This is a genomic window from Delftia sp. NA_296.1, from assembly GCF_052692095.1.
This window is the reverse complement of the sequence record NZ_JBQZGF010000012.1, coordinates 19,986-33,577: the sequence shown is the minus strand read 5'-3', so window position 1 is coordinate 33,577 and position 13,592 is coordinate 19,986. Positions and strand designations below refer to the sequence as shown.

The following is a 13,592-nucleotide window of genomic DNA, read 5'->3' as shown; positions in this document are numbered from 1 at the left end:
GCTCAGGCCTCGTTGCGCCCGGCCATCTTCTGGCCCAGGCGCACGGGCGCAGCATGCGTCCACTGCTCGTTGAAGCGAAGCCCTGCCGATGCGGGAAACAGCATGACGACGGTGGAGCCCAGCTGGAAGCGCCCCATTTCCTCGCCCTGGCCCAGGACGATGGACTGGTCGTCATAGCGCCAGTCCTGGATGCGTCCGGGACGGGGCGGATTGACGATGCCGTGCCACACCGTTCCCATGCTGCCCACGATGGTGGCCCCCACCAGCACCAGCACCATGGGGCCATGGTCGGTATCGAAAACGCAGACCACGCGCTCGTTGCGCGCAAACAGGCCCGGCACGCCGCGCGCCGTGACCGGGTTGACCGAGAACAGTTCGCCCGGCACATAGATCATGCGCCGCAGCCGGCCTGCACAGGGCATGTGGATGCGGTGGTAGTCGCGCGGGCTCAGGTAGATGGTGGCGAAATGCCCGTTGTCGAACTGCCGTGCCAACTGCGCATCGCCGCCGACCAGCGCCGTGGCGCTGTAGCTGTGCCCCTTGGCCTGGAAGATCTGCTCGCCCTCGATGGCGCCGATCTGGCTGATGGCCCCATCCACCGGACAGACCCAGTCAGCCGAAGCCAGCGGCCGCACACCGGGCTTGAGCGCCCGCGTGAAGAACTCGTTGAAGCTGGCATAGGCCGCAGGATCGGAATCGGCCGCCTCCGACATGTCCACGCCATAGCGTGCAATGAAGCGCCGGATGACTGCCGTGGTCAGGTCGCCAGCACGCGCCTGGGCCAGGCGCCCCATGACGGCAGTCAGCGCCTGCTTGGGCAAAAGATACTGGGAGAGAACGGCAAGTCGATCAGACATCGAGGTTTTGCTATGAAAGTAATAGAAGTTGTGGGCGGATTCTAGCCAACCCACACCCCTCGCCCTCAACTCCTCCCGCCGCTTTCAGCACTTGTCACGCCCGCCTCGAAGCCAAGCGCACGCTTTCCGGAGGCCGCGGATGAAACGCAGATGACAAAGGCAGCACCGTTCCAGCAAAAATCCAACCTGTGTTTTGCGTGCGACGACCGCATTGGGCCGCACACGCGCGGGAATGCAACGCTGTAGAATTGGGAGGTTTAGCTGTTGCCGGGCTTTGCCTTTGCGACACCATTGTGACCTGGCCTTCCGTTCGGTCTGCGCCTCTTGCGCAGAACATCCACTGCTTTTTCAGCCTCGGCCCACGTACCCCATGTTCTGTGGGCCAGGCAAGGCCTTCGTGGTTCCGACAAGTGAGTGCCGCAACCGACCCAGACCTGAGAGATTGAACACATGGCCAAAGAAGAACTGATTGAAATGCAGGGTTCCGTCACGGAAGTCCTGCCTGACTCTCGCTTTCGTGTGACGCTGGAAAACGGACACCAGCTGATCGCCTACACCGGCGGCAAGATGCGCAAGCACCACATCCGCATCCTGGCTGGCGACAAGGTGTCGCTGGAGATGTCGCCCTACGACCTGACCAAGGGCCGCATCACCTTCCGCCACCTGGCCAACCGCGGCCCGGGACCTGGCTCGCGTTAAGCAAAAAATTCGCCCATTGCGAAAATACCCATTTTTTTGACGCTACAATAGCGTTTTAGTCGGAGCGTAGCGCAGCCTGGTAGCGCATCTGCTTTGGGAGCAGAGGGTCGCGAGTTCGAATCCCGCCGCTCCGACCAAATGATTCAAGCCCCTGGTTCGAAAGAGCCAGGGGCTTTTGTCTGTCCAGATCGCAAGTGTTCAATCGAGCGTCGCCAGCGCAGCGCCCGCAGCACGGGCACAAACCTTTCACACCCTTGCCTCCAAGACTGGCAACCAGCCAGCAGATCGGCCCATGAGACTTTGGGAAATGGCAGCAGCTTGCGTTGAGTCTGCTCCTACAGCCCCTCAAGCCGCGTCAGGCCAGACTGGGTCTCCCAAATCAAGAAGGAGCTCCAATGAATTCCAACAGCCTTCAGCGCCGCACAACCCTGGCCCTCGTGATGTCCGCAGCACTGCTGGGTGCATGCGCCCAGACCCAGCCGGCGCCCAATGCGCCCGTCACTGCGGTCATGGGAACGGTTGACCTGAGGGAGCCCGCTCCGCTTGCGCCCGATGCCGTGCTGGTCGTCGAATTGCAGGACACCTCGCGCGCCGATGCTCCCGCCCCGGTGATATCCCAGCAGTCCATGCGGCTAGAAGGCCTCAAGCCGCCCTACAGCTTCAAGCTGCCCGTCGAGCCCAGCCGCCTGAATCCTGCCTCGCAGTACACGGTCACCTCACGCATTACCCAGGGTAACCAACTCATCTTCATCAATGACACCGTCCACCCGGTCCTGACCCGTGGTGCAGGCTCGAAGGCCGACATGATGCTGGTGCGCGTCGCCCCCTGACCCCACGCTTTCAACAACCAAAGCCCGCAGGAAACTTGGCGGGCTTTGTCACGCAGGGCGCCAGACCGCCGTCAAGGCATGCCGTTGGCGCCATGCAGGCGAAAGCCCGGCCGCTCGCAAAGCCGTTCGTAGTAGGCGCGGACTGCAGGCAATTCAGGGCGCTCCATGGGCGCCGACATCCAGCGGTGCGTGGACAGACCCAGCACGATATCGGCCAGGCTCAATTGCGTGCCAGCAGCAAAGGCGCCGGTGCGCGACAACTGGTCTTCCAGAATGCGCATGTGGCGATGCCAGTTCGCCATGCTGCCAGCCAGTTGCGCGGGGTCCTGATGCTCCGGACTTTTTCTCACCAATCCCATGAAGGCATAGCGCCAGGCATTGTTCAGCTCGGTGGCCTGCCAATCCATCCACTGCTCGACAAGCGCGCGCTCGGCGGGCGCTGCCGGCAGCAGGTCCTGCCGGTCATGGCGGGCCGCCAGGTAGCGGCAGATGGTATTGGACTCCCACAGCACCAGCGGTCCATCAAGCAGCACCGGAACCATCGCATTCGGATTGAGCGCCAGAAATCCCGGCTCTTGCGTCGATCGATGGCCTGAACCCCATTCCTCCTGGTCGAAAGAAATTCCCAACTCCACGCAAAGCCACAGCACCTTGCGCACATTGATGGACGATGACTTGCCCAGAATCCTGATCATTCGCTGCCTTCTTCGGTTTCGGTGATTTGCAGACCTGCATTGTCCCGCGCCATCCGACAAGAAATGCGACCGAACCTCCACCGCTGCCGCATGATGCAGGCATGCCTCTGGAAAAGCCCCCATCACGCCCAAGCGCCTGCGACCCCGCGCTCTCAGATGCCGACCTCTGGACTGCCTACATCGATGCAAGCGCCGTACCCAACCCCGGACGCATGGCCATGGGCGCCGTCATCACCGCACCCGACGGACGCCGCCACCTTCTGTCCGAGCCCTGCCCCGAGCGAGGCTGCAACAACGAAGCCGAACTGCGCGCCCTGATGGCCGCGCTGCAGGCCCTGCAAGTCCTGCAGGCGCGCCGCCTGAACATCTTCACGGACAGCAGCATCCTGGTGGAGCAGTTGACTCCATCGCCACGCCCCATCAAGCCCATCGTGCGCCTGGCAGACCTCTTTGATGAGGCCCGCACCATGCTGGCGGGATTCGAGCACGTGCAACTGCGCTGGATACCCCGCCACCGCAACACCGAGGCCGACGCCCTGGCCAGGGAAGCTCTTTTGCAGGCGTGAATCCCGCTCCGCACCCGCACCCGTACCCACACACACCCTTTCGCAGGATCTCGACTCAGCCCGCCTGCTGCCTGTCCAGGCGCTTGAGGAACACCCCAATCTCCTTTACGACCTGGGCATCCCCCTTCTGCTGCGCGCAGGCCAATCCCGTATTCCACGCCCGCCGCGCTCCAGCAGCGTCGCCCAGCGCCAGCAATGCCCGGCCCAGCAGCTTCCACGCCACCGAATAGCCGGGATCAAGCTCAATGGCCCGCTCCAGGTGTGAATGGGCCACCTCAGGCGCCTCGTTTTCAAGATAGGTCTTGCCCAAGGTACAGCGCAACAGGGCCGAGTCCTTGCCGGATGCGAGCAGGCCCTCAAGCCTTTGCGTCATTTCATTCATCTTCAAACCCCTTTCAGCGGCAACACAGGCCCATGGCTCCAGCGGCAAATTCTGCCTCTGCTATAATCCCGTGGTTGTCTGCGCAGGCAATGCTGTATCTCACGCCGGCGCGTCGTGCACTACGACGAAAAAAACAACGGTGACAGCCGCAGAGACGTTCTGCCGTAAAACGATGGTCGCGTAAGAGCCATCGTCCACATTCCCAGAAAAAAGCCCGCTCCACAGCGGGCTTTTTGCATTGCACGGCGCATTTGGCTTGAGGCGGTTGCATCGGAATACAAAAAAACAGCGTTACGGCTCAGATGCATGCAACTTCGGCTGCTTTGACCCCATCAAGCACCTTGTTTCAATTTACACTTGACAACCAGGAAGGACCGGAGACGCAGACGCAAGCGCTCTCATTCAAAACCCCTAGCATGTGTCCTTCCTGGATTGATCGCATGGAACGCTCCATTCAGCGCCCCGGCCGCCTCCGCAGCCGGGGCGTTTTTTCTTGAGCGATACCACGTCAGATACCAGCCCAGCAGGCGAAAACCGCAAAACACAAGCTTTTTCTAATTCCAGAGAAAGTTCTGGGTTTATTTGAGAATGATTCTTGTTTGCGTATATCATTCAACCCATGCTGCAGCATTCGTGGTGTTGCAGCAGTTCAGTTTCATCGTGGGGCGACTCGTCAGGCCAGTTCAGCCTGCAGTCGTTTTTGCCAGCCAGCGGTATGCCGGTTAGCCAGGCTCTTTTTCAAGCACGATCGTTTCTGGATATCTCTCTCATTCCTCGCACCGAGACGGCGCCCGCAGCAGCAGACGCGCCACTTTCGCACCCAACCCGGCCATCATCAAGCATCGGCCTGCGGTTGCACACCAAGATCCTCTCCCACCTATCCCTCTTGCACGCAGTCGGGCAAATGCCTGTCCGCAGTTTCCCCTGCCCCAATGCAAAAAGCCCGGCCTGCACGTGGTGCAGACCGGGCTTTTTTCACGGCAGCATCAAGGGTTGCGGCGGCGCAGACGGATGGCCAGCCCACCCATCATCAGACTCAGCAGCGCGACCGCCCACTCGCTCAGTGACGGAATCGCCGCTGGCGTACCGCCACCGACCGCTGCAGGCAGCACCAGGGCCGAAGGGTCTTCCACACGGCCATTGGCCAGAAGATCGTCATCGCCCAGGCCGCCATCGCGCAGCACGAAGGAGACGACGCGCCCCTGCAGCGTTGCAGGTATGCGGTACCAGTGCTGCGTGGTGTTATCTGCCGTGCGGCCCCACTTCCAGTATTCAGCACCACTGGGCAAATCGTTCGGATAGGTCAGCCTGACCGTCACGAGCGCACCCGCATCACAGCCATCGGTATTGAGCTTCAGCAGCCCGTGTGGCACCACGGCCCCAGGACGTGGAGTACCCGGTGCCGCCACGACCTGCGGCGGCTCGGTCAGGCGGCAGTTGGCACCACCGCCCACGACCTCGCCCGCAACCGCAATCTGGCTTGCTCCGGTGATGTTGAATCGATTGGCCGGGTCCACCGCGCCCGCTGCGGTCGCCATCAGCGGATAGCTGGCCGTCACAGCCGCATGGACACCATCGCTCACGCTCAGTTGCAGGCTGGCCGGGCCGGCCACCGAAGCCATGTACATGGCGGCGCGCAATTGCTGCGACACCTGTTCGGGGCTGCCGCGCAGTTGTATGCCGGGCTGTGCAGCATCTGCATCCTCCAGGCCCAGCACCTGTCCGCCGCTGGCGACGATGGACAGTGTGACGACGGGGCTGTCGGCATCGGCCACCACCACGTCCGCCAGATCGGCCGCCTGCCCCACCACCACGGCCTGCGCATTGGCAGGCACGCCACTGAACGAGGGCGCCCGGCCACCGAAATTCAGGCCCAGGAGGATGGGGTTGTGGTCACTGGAACGATAAGCAGTGGGCGCATAGAAGCTGGCCTGCTGATCCAGCGACTTGAACTCGACGTTGTAGTCGAGCACCTCGGGCTCCTCGGCATTGATGGCCCACTTGACCGCACGCCCCACGCTGGGCTGCAGACTGGTGCTCACCAGCACATGGTCCAGCGAACCCCACATTCCGTCGAATGCATAGGACAGACCCTGGGAGACCTTGACATAGCCGCCGGTCTCCAGCGTGGTGATGGGGTCTTCCTTTGCATAGGCGTTGAAATCGCCCACCAGCACCACGTGGGGGCTGGTCGCGCCTGTGGGCCGGGTTGCCAGCCAACTGCTCAGTTGCTGGGCCGTCTTCACGCGCGCCGCGTTGTTGGCGCCCTGGCCGTCGAGCACGTCCGCATTGCCCGCGCCACCGAGCACGCTGCCCTTGGATTTGAAATGGTTCACCACCAGGGTGAATTGCTCCGTGCTGCCGCCCACGGCAAAGGTCTGCGCAATCGGCACCCGGGCTCCGCCGATGCTTCCGTTGAAGGCATCGTAGGTAGAGACATTGGGTGCCGCTGCGCTGCCCACCGGCGTGACGCGGTCGCTGCGATAGAGGATGGCCACGGTAATGGCATCCGTGCCCGCGCCTGGCACCGTGCCTGCAGCCTCACTGAAGGGTGCCTTGACCACCGCATACACGGCGCCGGCAGGCTTGTCCGCACTCGCGTTCAAGGCGTCGGCCAGATCCTGGATGGCACTGCCCGGGCCAAAGCCATTGTTCTGTACCTCCATCAGGCCGTACACATCGGCGCCCAGCCCCAGCAGATTGGCCACGATCTTGGCGCGCTGCCTGTCCAGCTCGGCAATGCTGTTGGCACCGCGAATGCCCTGCTGGTTGCCCAGCGGCGTGTTGAACATCACCTGGGAAGAGCCGCTTGTGGCTCCGGTCAGGTTGAAGAAATTGAGAACGTTGGCCGATGCGATCTTGAGCGTAGCCGCTCCCACGGCCTGCTGCAATTCAGCAGCTGAAGGTCGCGCGGCCCCCGTGAACTGCGGCGTCTGCGTGGGCTGCACGCGGTAGCTGGTCAGATAGGGCTCGCTGGCGGCAGCATCAAAGAACTGGTCGAGCACGCCGATGACGCGGTCCACGCCATCGCCAGCCCGCAGCGTGTTGGACGCCGACAGCGGCAAGCCGCCACGACCCGGCACGAACTCGGGATTCTGGGCCCCGGAGCGATCATCGAGAATGATCTGGCTGCGCTGCAGCGTCTGCACGTAGGCTGCATAGCCCGCCACGCTGGGAGCGTTGACTTCGGTGTACTGCGCCAACGGCGTATCGGCAGACAGCGTGACATTGCCGTAGCGGCCCAGCGTGCGGTTATCGCTCACCACCAGCTTGCCGCCTGCGGTGGCGGATGCCACCTCCACACGCATGCCTTCCAGACGCTCCCATTGCCCCATGTCGCTGACAGGCAGTGCGATGCGCACCGGCTCCGGCAAGGCCGCCGCGCCGCGGACCACGAAGTCCGTGATGGCGCTGAGCTGGGTCTGATTGCGGAACTCGCTCACCGAGGCGGAAATCTGCACCAGCTTGCCCACCGTGCTCTCGTCCACGCCAGGATTGGCGTTGCCGTAGTAGACAAAGATGCCTTCCGAGGTAGCAGCATCGCCATCGGAGTCTGCCGCCTCTTCCTGCACGAAGAAGCCGCTCAGTCCAGGCATATAGGCCGTCACCACGGCACTCACCGTCACCTTCTGCCCCACCAGCGGAGACTGATCGCCAGAGCCCTGGACAGCAGAAATCCTGGTGACCGGAGGCTCGTCTCCCGTCGTGAAGCCCAGCGTCGTGCCGGTCCACGCATTGCCCGAGGTATCCAACACCGGCTCGCCCACGGAAACCAGGCTGTAGGGCGTATTGACCGCCAGCCGCACACCCGCGTTGAGCGTGATGGTCGAGCCACTGAATTTCACCTGCGCTGCATCGCCAGCCTGCAGCGTTGCCACGACCGTGGTGCCCTGGCGCAGTTCGAAGCTGCCGCTACCGGGCTTCACCGCCTCATCGAAACTCAGCTTGATTTCGGGATTCAGCGCCACCCCGGTCGCCGCCGCCGCGGGAATGCTTGCCTGCAGCGTGGGCGCCGTGGTGTCCGGCAGCGCCAGGGTGATGGAGACGTCATCAATGGCCAGGCCGTGGTCGTTGCCCACATCATTGAGCTCTACCCAACGCAGCCACAGCGTGGCACCTGGCGCCCAGCCCAGGCCGCGCAGATCCCCGCCCACATTGTTCACCCGCCCGGCCACATTGCCGTCCACGGCGGCAGCAGTGCCGGTGGCAACAGGCGATTGCCAATTGAAGTTCGCGCCGGCAGGCAGCCATTCAGGCACGTCGGCAAAGGTGGCTCCCATGCCGTACTCCAGCACCATGGGCTGCCGTTCCGTATTGCCACCGTTGCGCCATTGCTCGCCGTTGAATCGCAAGGTGATGCCATCGACCGAGCCACCCGTGTCATTGCGCACTGCCAGCGCAATCCAACCCGCTACAGCCCCCTGGGCCGGGCTGCCAAAGTAGGCCCCGCCTGATGCCACGCCCCCCAAGGCACGGTCCGCGCTCAGCCCCAGGCTGTAGAAGCTGCCGGTGTTGGAGGCACCATTGCCAGCGACGTAAGAGGTGATGGATGCCAGGTTCTTGTTGAAGAGAAACCAGCCCGGCAAGGTGCTGTTATTGGCCCAGGCCAGCCCCGCCCCGGACGCGGACAGGGTGTCGAAATTCTGCGTGTAGGTGCCGTTGAAGGGAACCTGCGCCCATACCCCGGCAGACGCCGAAAGAAGCAGGCCCGCACCATACAGGCGCCAACGATGGCGCTGCAATGGCGCACTCATCGGATTGGCCGGGTTGAAAACAAATGGAATCAGCGTGGCAGCAATGGACATGGATGCGCAATAAAAAAACAATGCGCTCCCCCCCATGGTTGCGCAACTCCCGGTTTATCGCGCATGGAGATGACCAGCCTGTGACTCGGCAGATGCTCCCCCGTCCTACGAGCAGACTCGCCTCTCACCCATCGGCCGGCCTGCGCAAGGCAGGCATCATCGCCTTCAGTTTCTGCACCGTTTCATTGCCGGGTCTGGGGCATTTCCTCCTCCCTCCCTCTCATTCCCCCAGGAAGCTTTCAAAAAGCACCGGCTCTTTCTTCCCAGGCCAGCGCAAGCCGCTGGCCTTTTTCTTGGGCGCACCTCGTCGCCCAAACCATCCCCATCACCTGTTCTTAACGCGCCACGTCGCTGGTGACCGTTCCTGCATCTGCACACTCTTTTTCTTACTGATAACTTACAAAATATTCATACCCGTGATATACACGCGCATCTCCCACTGAAAATCATCATTGCCATGACATCCGACTACAAGGCCCTGCTGCAACAAAAAGCCGAGCTTGAGAAAAAAATCGACGCCCTCATCCAGAATGCGAAAACCGATGCGATCGCTGAAGCAAAGGCGATGGTGCAGCAATATGGTTTGACGAAGGAGGATGTCTTCCCCTCCGCCAAGAGCAAATCCGGCAAGGCCAGCAAGCACAGCGTGGGAGAGCCCAAATTCCGCAACCCAGAAACCGGCGCCACCTGGACAGGCCGCGGCAAGCCGCCCAAGTGGATAGAAGGCAAGGACCGCGCAAGCCTCGCCATCTGAGAATCGACACCGGGCGCCGGCCATACCCCCCAGTCGGCGCCCCCTATTTCGCCGCGTTGCCATACCATGCGATTTCCAACACAAGGAGGAAACGCACATGAGCAAACAGAGCACAGAAACCCTGTTGGCAGCAGAACTGGCTGACCACTTCATAGAAGTCATCCTGTCCAACAAACCAGAGCTGTTGGTCTCGGGCATCGGCGGGGTGGCAGACCTGCACCACATACAGCATGGCGCCAAGGCCCTGGCGCATTTCCGCCTCACGCTGATCCAGGAATTGTCGCAACAGCCCATGCCAGACATGGGCAGTAGCTGAATCAACCCTGGGCCAGCCTCCTTGCCGAACCCGTTCCCGCAGCCCGTGCGAAATCCGCGCGATTCCGACGACACCGCAGGACACTTGAAGGCAAAAAAAACCGCCACACGCTGAGGTCATCAGTGTGTGGCGGTGTCTTGGATGGTGGAGCTGGCGGGAATTGAACCCGCGTCAGATCGTGAGATGACAAAGAGTTAGCAGAATCCGTGCACTATCCGTGCATTCTCGTGGTCTGGAAACGGAAAAGCCCCTCGGCGCCTTGTTGGCTGCCGAGGGGCTTTTCCGTTGGCCTCACGCGGCCGATGCTGAGGCAGAATCGCCAACCGGGAGCAAGCCGGCATCTACCGCAGCGCAGGCCAACGCCAGCCAGCGCGGCAACTGGCCCTCGCGCTTGAGGTACTCTGCGAACGTGGTGCGGCCCATCCCGAGCGCCTCGGCCGCAGTGTTGTAGGTGTAACTGTGGCGGGCCTGCCAGGCTCGGAGGTCGCTTGCAGTCATCACCACCCCTCCCTCATCAGCAATGCATATCCCACATGCTTCGCCCACCAATCGATCCAGTCTGGCAGCGCCACCTCGGGAACGTCATAGCGCAACGCCACCCATGCCGGAGGCGGTGCCTCGCCATTTTCTGGCAACGGTCGCGGCGAGTGCTCATGCAACCAGCTCCACATACGGCCGCTGGTCTTGGAGTGCAGCGCGACAGCCAGCACGGCGATAGAAACCCCCTCGTCCAGCAGCTCGAAACTGGCCGCGTTAGCGTGGATCTCGCCGCGCACGGTGTACCCGCTCTTGCGGCTGTTTGCCCATCCCTGCCCGGCATGAAGCACTGGCAGCAGTGTGCGGTCGATAATACCGGCCTGCTCCACGGCGTCACAGTCTTCTGGCTGCACGCGTTCACGGAGCTGGTCATTGAGGGCGATATAGAGCAGATGGCTCATGCTGATACTGGTAGTTCTGTTTGCGGGGCAGGACGGCGGACAGGAGATATCCGCCGCCCGTCAATTGTCATTAGGGAGATGCCAGGATCTTCTATGTAGAGGTAGCTGAACTCCGAAACGAAACTTCGTCCCTCGATGAGAAAAGGATCATCTTCATCATCTGGCACGACACACCAGGCCAACGGGGTGGAGTGAGGGCCATGCTCAAGAACTTTGATGTATCCGTCTCCATAGCTCATCATTGAATTGCCGCGGAGATGCCACGATCCAAATCTATGCCAAGCGATCATTTTTCGGCCAAGCAACCTTCTTGTGTCCCAGTGATGTCGGTGCAAAACTTTCCCCCCAACAAACATGACTTCCAGGTTTTCTTCCATGATGAACCCGTCTAGCGTCAGAACTTCCGCAGGAGGACGCATAGGGGCGAACGTGCGCCGCTTCAGCGCGGCGGACATGAAGTCGGAATACGCCTGAGGCGTCCATCCGCGCTCCACTTGCATTTTTTGGCGCGGGTCGAGTACCCACGCCTGGGTAGCCACATCCCAGTAGCCAATAGGGAAAAATAGGCGTTGCGAGTCCGTAAGTTCGCGGAACTGAGCCGGCCCTTGTCGCTTCCAGTCGCTCGACAGCATCCACCAATCGCCGCCCCTGATGTGGCTCGCCTCAAAATAGACTCGCGTGATGCTGCTAGTCTCCCTTGGAGCCCATGGCTTACCGCCCATCATGATGTGCAAAAACAAGGGATGGTTTCGAGGAAGAACAGGTCCGGCCACGAAGAATTTCCCCGTTCAGTTGTAGTTGTACACATCGCGGTCGGTGCGTGCTTCCAGCCGCTTGGCCAGTGAAGGTGCAACATGCTCTCTCATGCGCACGGAACGGATGGCAGGCCACAGCATCGAGCTTGCGCAGCCCAGACTCCGGTATGCGGCATCTTCTGTGACGTAGTCCTCCGAGTTCCAGAACTTGTCAATGATTGCGGTGGCAGCAATGCGGTTGGCGCGGATGAATTTCCAAGCTGCCTTGAACTCATTGCGAGCATTCATTTTTATCTCCTACCACTATGCCCTGCGGTGCGGGTGGCCGCAATTTGCTGCCATGGGTATTAATGTAGTACGGATTCCGTACTTCGTCAACACCTTTTTTAGCGCACAACCTTTGGCCACGCATCCCGCATCAGCGCGGCGTCAGCGGCGTGGCCATCAGCCGCTCGCGCGATGTCTGCACCGCGCTCTGCCATGCGTCCACCTCGGTCTGCCAGCTCTTGGAGTACGGCTGTGCAGGTTGAGGCGTACTGAGCGAGGGCGGGCTGGGCAGCTCCAGCGATGCGCTCGGGGAGGCCGGCAAAGTCGCCCCGCAGGCCTGCAGTAGCAGTGCGCAGCTCACGCAGGCTGCGGTCCATATCCTGCTGCGCGGCCTGGTTGCGCTGGCCCGTGGCCTGGAAATTGGCGAGTGCATCGGTCAGTCCTTTCTGGAATCCGGCCATGTCCCTGACGGCCTGTTGCGTGCTTACCAGTGCAGCGCTGGTTTGTTGGTGCTGCAGCTGCTCGATCTGCAGGCCGTAGCGCTGGCCCTGGGCCCACCAGGCGCCGCCCGCTCCGATGGCCAGGGCTGCGCTGGCGGCGGCCAGATGGGTGTAGAGCGCGGAGATCATTGCTGGCCCTCGCACTGGTAGCCATTGCGGCGATGGGCCGCGCATGCGGATTCCTCTGCGCGCTCGCGGGCCTCAGAAACGCCGCAGCGGTCCAGCACTTTCCCGGCGCTGATGTACCAGGCCGGCGCCATCTCGGCCTCGGCTGCTGCGACTTCGATCACGCGGCAGGCTTGGTACGCGGTGTCAGCCGGGACCACGGTGCAGCCGACAAGCGCGACGGCTGCGGCAATCAAAAGAGATTTCATGACAGACCCTTTTCGCACAGTTGCCGCTCAGCCGCGCGCCGGTTGACCAAGCCCGGCAGCTGCTTGCCACCGGCATAGGTCCAGCGGCTCAGCTCCGCGCAGGCGCCAAGCATGTCGCCCGCGTTCGCCTTGCGCGCCAGCGTGCTGGAGCAAAATGCCGCGTTTCCAACGTTGAATGCGAAACTCAGGAATGCGGCCTTCTGCCCGTCCGTCATGGGCGCTCTTACGCACTCCAGCGCGGCCGTGTGCTTGAGTAGATCGCTGTAGAGAATGTCTTCGCACTGCTCGCGCGTGAATGCCTGGCCCATCTGCAGCTCTGGCCCTGTGTGGCCTGTGCATGCGGTCACGATGCCCACGGGGTCGCGGTATGTGGTCTGCACCGTTCCCTCGTACTTGGCAACCAGGGGCACGGCCAGGGCAGCCACGGCGGCGCCGATGGCGGCGATCAGTTTTGCTTTATTGCTCATAGCGCCCCCAGATCGGTATCCGGCTGATGGGAATGCTGATATCTCTCCTTGCCATGCAGCAAAGCTCGGTCCTCTTCACGCTGTAGCTGACGCTTGTAGTCGCGGCGCCACTTCCAGATCAGGTACAAGGCCTGCAGGATCACAAAGGCGATCGATGCGACCACGAGCCATTCACTCAGTGGCATGTCCGACAGTTTGAAAGCGCCTCCTGCCGACGCCCCCGGGGCCGTGTGAATCGCAGCTCCGACAAGGTCCTGCTTCTGTTGCGCGCTGAGTCCTTCATGCACGCCGATCATTGCGAGCAGCATTCTTTTCATTCGCCATCCTCCAGGCTGTTTTGCAAAAAGAAAACCCGCCGAAGCGGGTTGTTGTGGTGCAGCTTGCCGC

General features: G+C 62.0%; 17 protein-coding genes and 1 tRNA gene. 6 read left to right on the top strand and 12 right to left on the bottom strand.

The features are described from left to right. Nucleotides 1-2: 2 nt before the first annotated feature. Nucleotides 3-857, bottom strand: a complete 855-nt coding sequence (asd, locus tag ACUTR7_RS25030; RefSeq protein WP_065345055.1) for an archaetidylserine decarboxylase — start codon at nucleotides 855-857, stop codon at nucleotides 3-5. Between the two features lie 450 nt (nucleotides 858-1,307). Here asd and infA point away from each other — a divergent pair, with 450 nt between their 5' ends. The 3 genes from infA to ACUTR7_RS25015 all read left to right on the top strand — a co-directional run bounded on the left by infA (nucleotide 1,308) and on the right by ACUTR7_RS25015 (nucleotide 2,386). After that, nucleotides 1,308-1,556, top strand: a complete 249-nt coding sequence (gene infA, locus ACUTR7_RS25025; RefSeq protein WP_012206460.1) for a translation initiation factor IF-1 — start codon at nucleotides 1,308-1,310, stop codon at nucleotides 1,554-1,556. Nucleotides 1,557-1,616: 60 nt separating this feature from the next. Further along, nucleotides 1,617-1,693: transfer RNA gene (locus ACUTR7_RS25020), tRNA-Pro, on the top strand. 258 nt (nucleotides 1,694-1,951) lie between these two features. Next, nucleotides 1,952-2,386, top strand: coding sequence for a YbaY family lipoprotein (locus tag ACUTR7_RS25015; protein WP_123695798.1), 435 nt, complete (start codon nucleotides 1,952-1,954; stop codon nucleotides 2,384-2,386). A 71-nt stretch (nucleotides 2,387-2,457) separates the two neighbouring features. Here ACUTR7_RS25015 and ACUTR7_RS25010 read toward each other — a convergent pair whose 3' ends face one another. Further along, nucleotides 2,458-3,081, bottom strand: a complete 624-nt coding sequence (locus ACUTR7_RS25010) for a glutathione S-transferase family protein (protein ID WP_445610153.1) — start codon at nucleotides 3,079-3,081, stop codon at nucleotides 2,458-2,460. A 101-nt stretch (nucleotides 3,082-3,182) separates the two neighbouring features. Here ACUTR7_RS25010 and ACUTR7_RS25005 point away from each other — a divergent pair, with 101 nt between their 5' ends. Beyond that, nucleotides 3,183-3,647, top strand: a complete 465-nt coding sequence (locus ACUTR7_RS25005; protein ID WP_445610081.1) for a ribonuclease HI family protein — start codon at nucleotides 3,183-3,185, stop codon at nucleotides 3,645-3,647. A 55-nt stretch (nucleotides 3,648-3,702) separates the two neighbouring features. Here ACUTR7_RS25005 and ACUTR7_RS25000 read toward each other — a convergent pair whose 3' ends face one another. Both ACUTR7_RS25000 and ACUTR7_RS24995 read right to left on the bottom strand, forming a co-directional pair. Continuing rightward, a complete protein-coding gene (locus ACUTR7_RS25000) occupies nucleotides 3,703-4,029 on the bottom strand; it encodes a tetratricopeptide repeat protein (RefSeq protein ID WP_445610080.1) in 327 nt (108 codons plus the stop codon). Between the two features lie 986 nt (nucleotides 4,030-5,015). Beyond that, on the bottom strand, nucleotides 5,016-8,834 hold the full coding sequence (locus ACUTR7_RS24995) for an ExeM/NucH family extracellular endonuclease (protein ID WP_445610079.1): 3,819 nt from the start codon (nucleotides 8,832-8,834) through the stop codon (nucleotides 5,016-5,018). 457 nt (nucleotides 8,835-9,291) lie between these two features. On the opposite strand from ACUTR7_RS24995, the gene ACUTR7_RS24990 reads away from it, so the two are divergent. Continuing rightward, nucleotides 9,292-9,588: an H-NS histone family protein gene (locus tag ACUTR7_RS24990; RefSeq protein WP_065345049.1), complete on the top strand. Its 297-nt coding sequence runs from the start codon at nucleotides 9,292-9,294 to the stop codon at nucleotides 9,586-9,588. 97 nt (nucleotides 9,589-9,685) lie between these two features. Beyond that, nucleotides 9,686-9,904: a hypothetical protein gene (locus ACUTR7_RS24985; RefSeq protein ID WP_013801634.1), complete on the top strand. Its 219-nt coding sequence runs from the start codon at nucleotides 9,686-9,688 to the stop codon at nucleotides 9,902-9,904. A 291-nt stretch (nucleotides 9,905-10,195) separates the two neighbouring features. Here ACUTR7_RS24985 and ACUTR7_RS24980 read toward each other — a convergent pair whose 3' ends face one another. The 8 genes from ACUTR7_RS24980 to ACUTR7_RS24945 all read right to left on the bottom strand — a co-directional run bounded on the left by ACUTR7_RS24980 (nucleotide 10,196) and on the right by ACUTR7_RS24945 (nucleotide 13,522). Beyond that, on the bottom strand, nucleotides 10,196-10,402 hold the full coding sequence (locus tag ACUTR7_RS24980; RefSeq protein ID WP_445610078.1) for a hypothetical protein: 207 nt from the start codon (nucleotides 10,400-10,402) through the stop codon (nucleotides 10,196-10,198). After that, entirely contained in the window at nucleotides 10,402-10,842 is a 441-nt protein-coding gene (locus tag ACUTR7_RS24975; protein ID WP_445610077.1) for a hypothetical protein, read from the bottom strand. Before ACUTR7_RS24975 ends, ACUTR7_RS24980 begins: the two co-directional genes overlap by 1 nt. Continuing rightward, the gene (locus tag ACUTR7_RS24970) at nucleotides 10,839-11,474 is read right to left on the bottom strand and encodes a hypothetical protein (RefSeq protein WP_445610076.1); all 636 of its coding nucleotides are present in this window, start codon (nucleotides 11,472-11,474) and stop codon (nucleotides 10,839-10,841) included. The genes ACUTR7_RS24975 and ACUTR7_RS24970 overlap by 4 nt, the downstream gene beginning before the upstream one ends. A gap of 156 nt (nucleotides 11,475-11,630) precedes the next feature. Beyond that, entirely contained in the window at nucleotides 11,631-11,885 is a 255-nt protein-coding gene (locus tag ACUTR7_RS24965) for a hypothetical protein (RefSeq protein ID WP_445610075.1), read from the bottom strand. A gap of 98 nt (nucleotides 11,886-11,983) precedes the next feature. After that, complete coding sequence (locus tag ACUTR7_RS24960; protein ID WP_445610074.1) at nucleotides 11,984-12,493, bottom strand: hypothetical protein; 510 nt, start codon at nucleotides 12,491-12,493, stop codon at nucleotides 11,984-11,986. Then, nucleotides 12,490-12,738: a hypothetical protein gene (locus ACUTR7_RS24955; protein ID WP_445610073.1), complete on the bottom strand. Its 249-nt coding sequence runs from the start codon at nucleotides 12,736-12,738 to the stop codon at nucleotides 12,490-12,492. The genes ACUTR7_RS24960 and ACUTR7_RS24955 overlap by 4 nt, the downstream gene beginning before the upstream one ends. Further along, on the bottom strand, nucleotides 12,735-13,205 hold the full coding sequence (locus ACUTR7_RS24950; RefSeq protein ID WP_445610072.1) for a lysozyme: 471 nt from the start codon (nucleotides 13,203-13,205) through the stop codon (nucleotides 12,735-12,737). Before ACUTR7_RS24950 ends, ACUTR7_RS24955 begins: the two co-directional genes overlap by 4 nt. Beyond that, complete coding sequence (locus ACUTR7_RS24945; protein ID WP_445610071.1) at nucleotides 13,202-13,522, bottom strand: hypothetical protein; 321 nt, start codon at nucleotides 13,520-13,522, stop codon at nucleotides 13,202-13,204. Before ACUTR7_RS24945 ends, ACUTR7_RS24950 begins: the two co-directional genes overlap by 4 nt. Nucleotides 13,523-13,592: the final 70 nt, after the last annotated feature.

Excerpts from the sequence above, each read along its gene's own strand:
- ACUTR7_RS25000 (WP_445610080.1), bottom strand. The coding sequence starts at position 4,029 with ATGAATGAAATGACGCAAAGGCTTGAGGGCCTGCTCGCATCCGGCAAG.
- ACUTR7_RS25010 (WP_445610153.1), bottom strand. The coding sequence starts at position 3,081 with ATGATCAGGATTCTGGGCAAGTCATCGTCCATCAATGTGCGCAAGGTG.
- ACUTR7_RS24970 (WP_445610076.1), bottom strand. The coding sequence starts at position 11,474 with ATGCTGTCGAGCGACTGGAAGCGACAAGGGCCGGCTCAGTTCCGCGAA.
- ACUTR7_RS25015 (WP_123695798.1), top strand. The coding sequence starts at position 1,952 with ATGAATTCCAACAGCCTTCAGCGCCGCACAACCCTGGCCCTCGTGATG.
- ACUTR7_RS24985 (WP_013801634.1), top strand. The coding sequence starts at position 9,686 with ATGAGCAAACAGAGCACAGAAACCCTGTTGGCAGCAGAACTGGCTGAC.
- ACUTR7_RS24945 (WP_445610071.1), bottom strand. The coding sequence starts at position 13,522 with ATGAAAAGAATGCTGCTCGCAATGATCGGCGTGCATGAAGGACTCAGC.
- ACUTR7_RS24990 (WP_065345049.1), top strand. The coding sequence starts at position 9,292 with ATGACATCCGACTACAAGGCCCTGCTGCAACAAAAAGCCGAGCTTGAG.
- ACUTR7_RS24975 (WP_445610077.1), bottom strand. The coding sequence starts at position 10,842 with ATGAGCCATCTGCTCTATATCGCCCTCAATGACCAGCTCCGTGAACGC.
- ACUTR7_RS24995 (WP_445610079.1), bottom strand. The coding sequence starts at position 8,834 with ATGTCCATTGCTGCCACGCTGATTCCATTTGTTTTCAACCCGGCCAAT.
- ACUTR7_RS24960 (WP_445610074.1), bottom strand. The coding sequence starts at position 12,493 with ATGATCTCCGCGCTCTACACCCATCTGGCCGCCGCCAGCGCAGCCCTG.
- ACUTR7_RS24965 (WP_445610075.1), bottom strand. The coding sequence starts at position 11,885 with ATGAATGCTCGCAATGAGTTCAAGGCAGCTTGGAAATTCATCCGCGCC.
- infA (WP_012206460.1), top strand. The coding sequence starts at position 1,308 with ATGGCCAAAGAAGAACTGATTGAAATGCAGGGTTCCGTCACGGAAGTC.
- ACUTR7_RS24980 (WP_445610078.1), bottom strand. The coding sequence starts at position 10,402 with ATGACTGCAAGCGACCTCCGAGCCTGGCAGGCCCGCCACAGTTACACC.
- ACUTR7_RS24955 (WP_445610073.1), bottom strand. The coding sequence starts at position 12,738 with ATGAAATCTCTTTTGATTGCCGCAGCCGTCGCGCTTGTCGGCTGCACC.
- ACUTR7_RS25005 (WP_445610081.1), top strand. The coding sequence starts at position 3,183 with ATGCCTCTGGAAAAGCCCCCATCACGCCCAAGCGCCTGCGACCCCGCG.
- ACUTR7_RS24950 (WP_445610072.1), bottom strand. The coding sequence starts at position 13,205 with ATGAGCAATAAAGCAAAACTGATCGCCGCCATCGGCGCCGCCGTGGCT.
- asd (WP_065345055.1), bottom strand. The coding sequence starts at position 857 with ATGTCTGATCGACTTGCCGTTCTCTCCCAGTATCTTTTGCCCAAGCAG.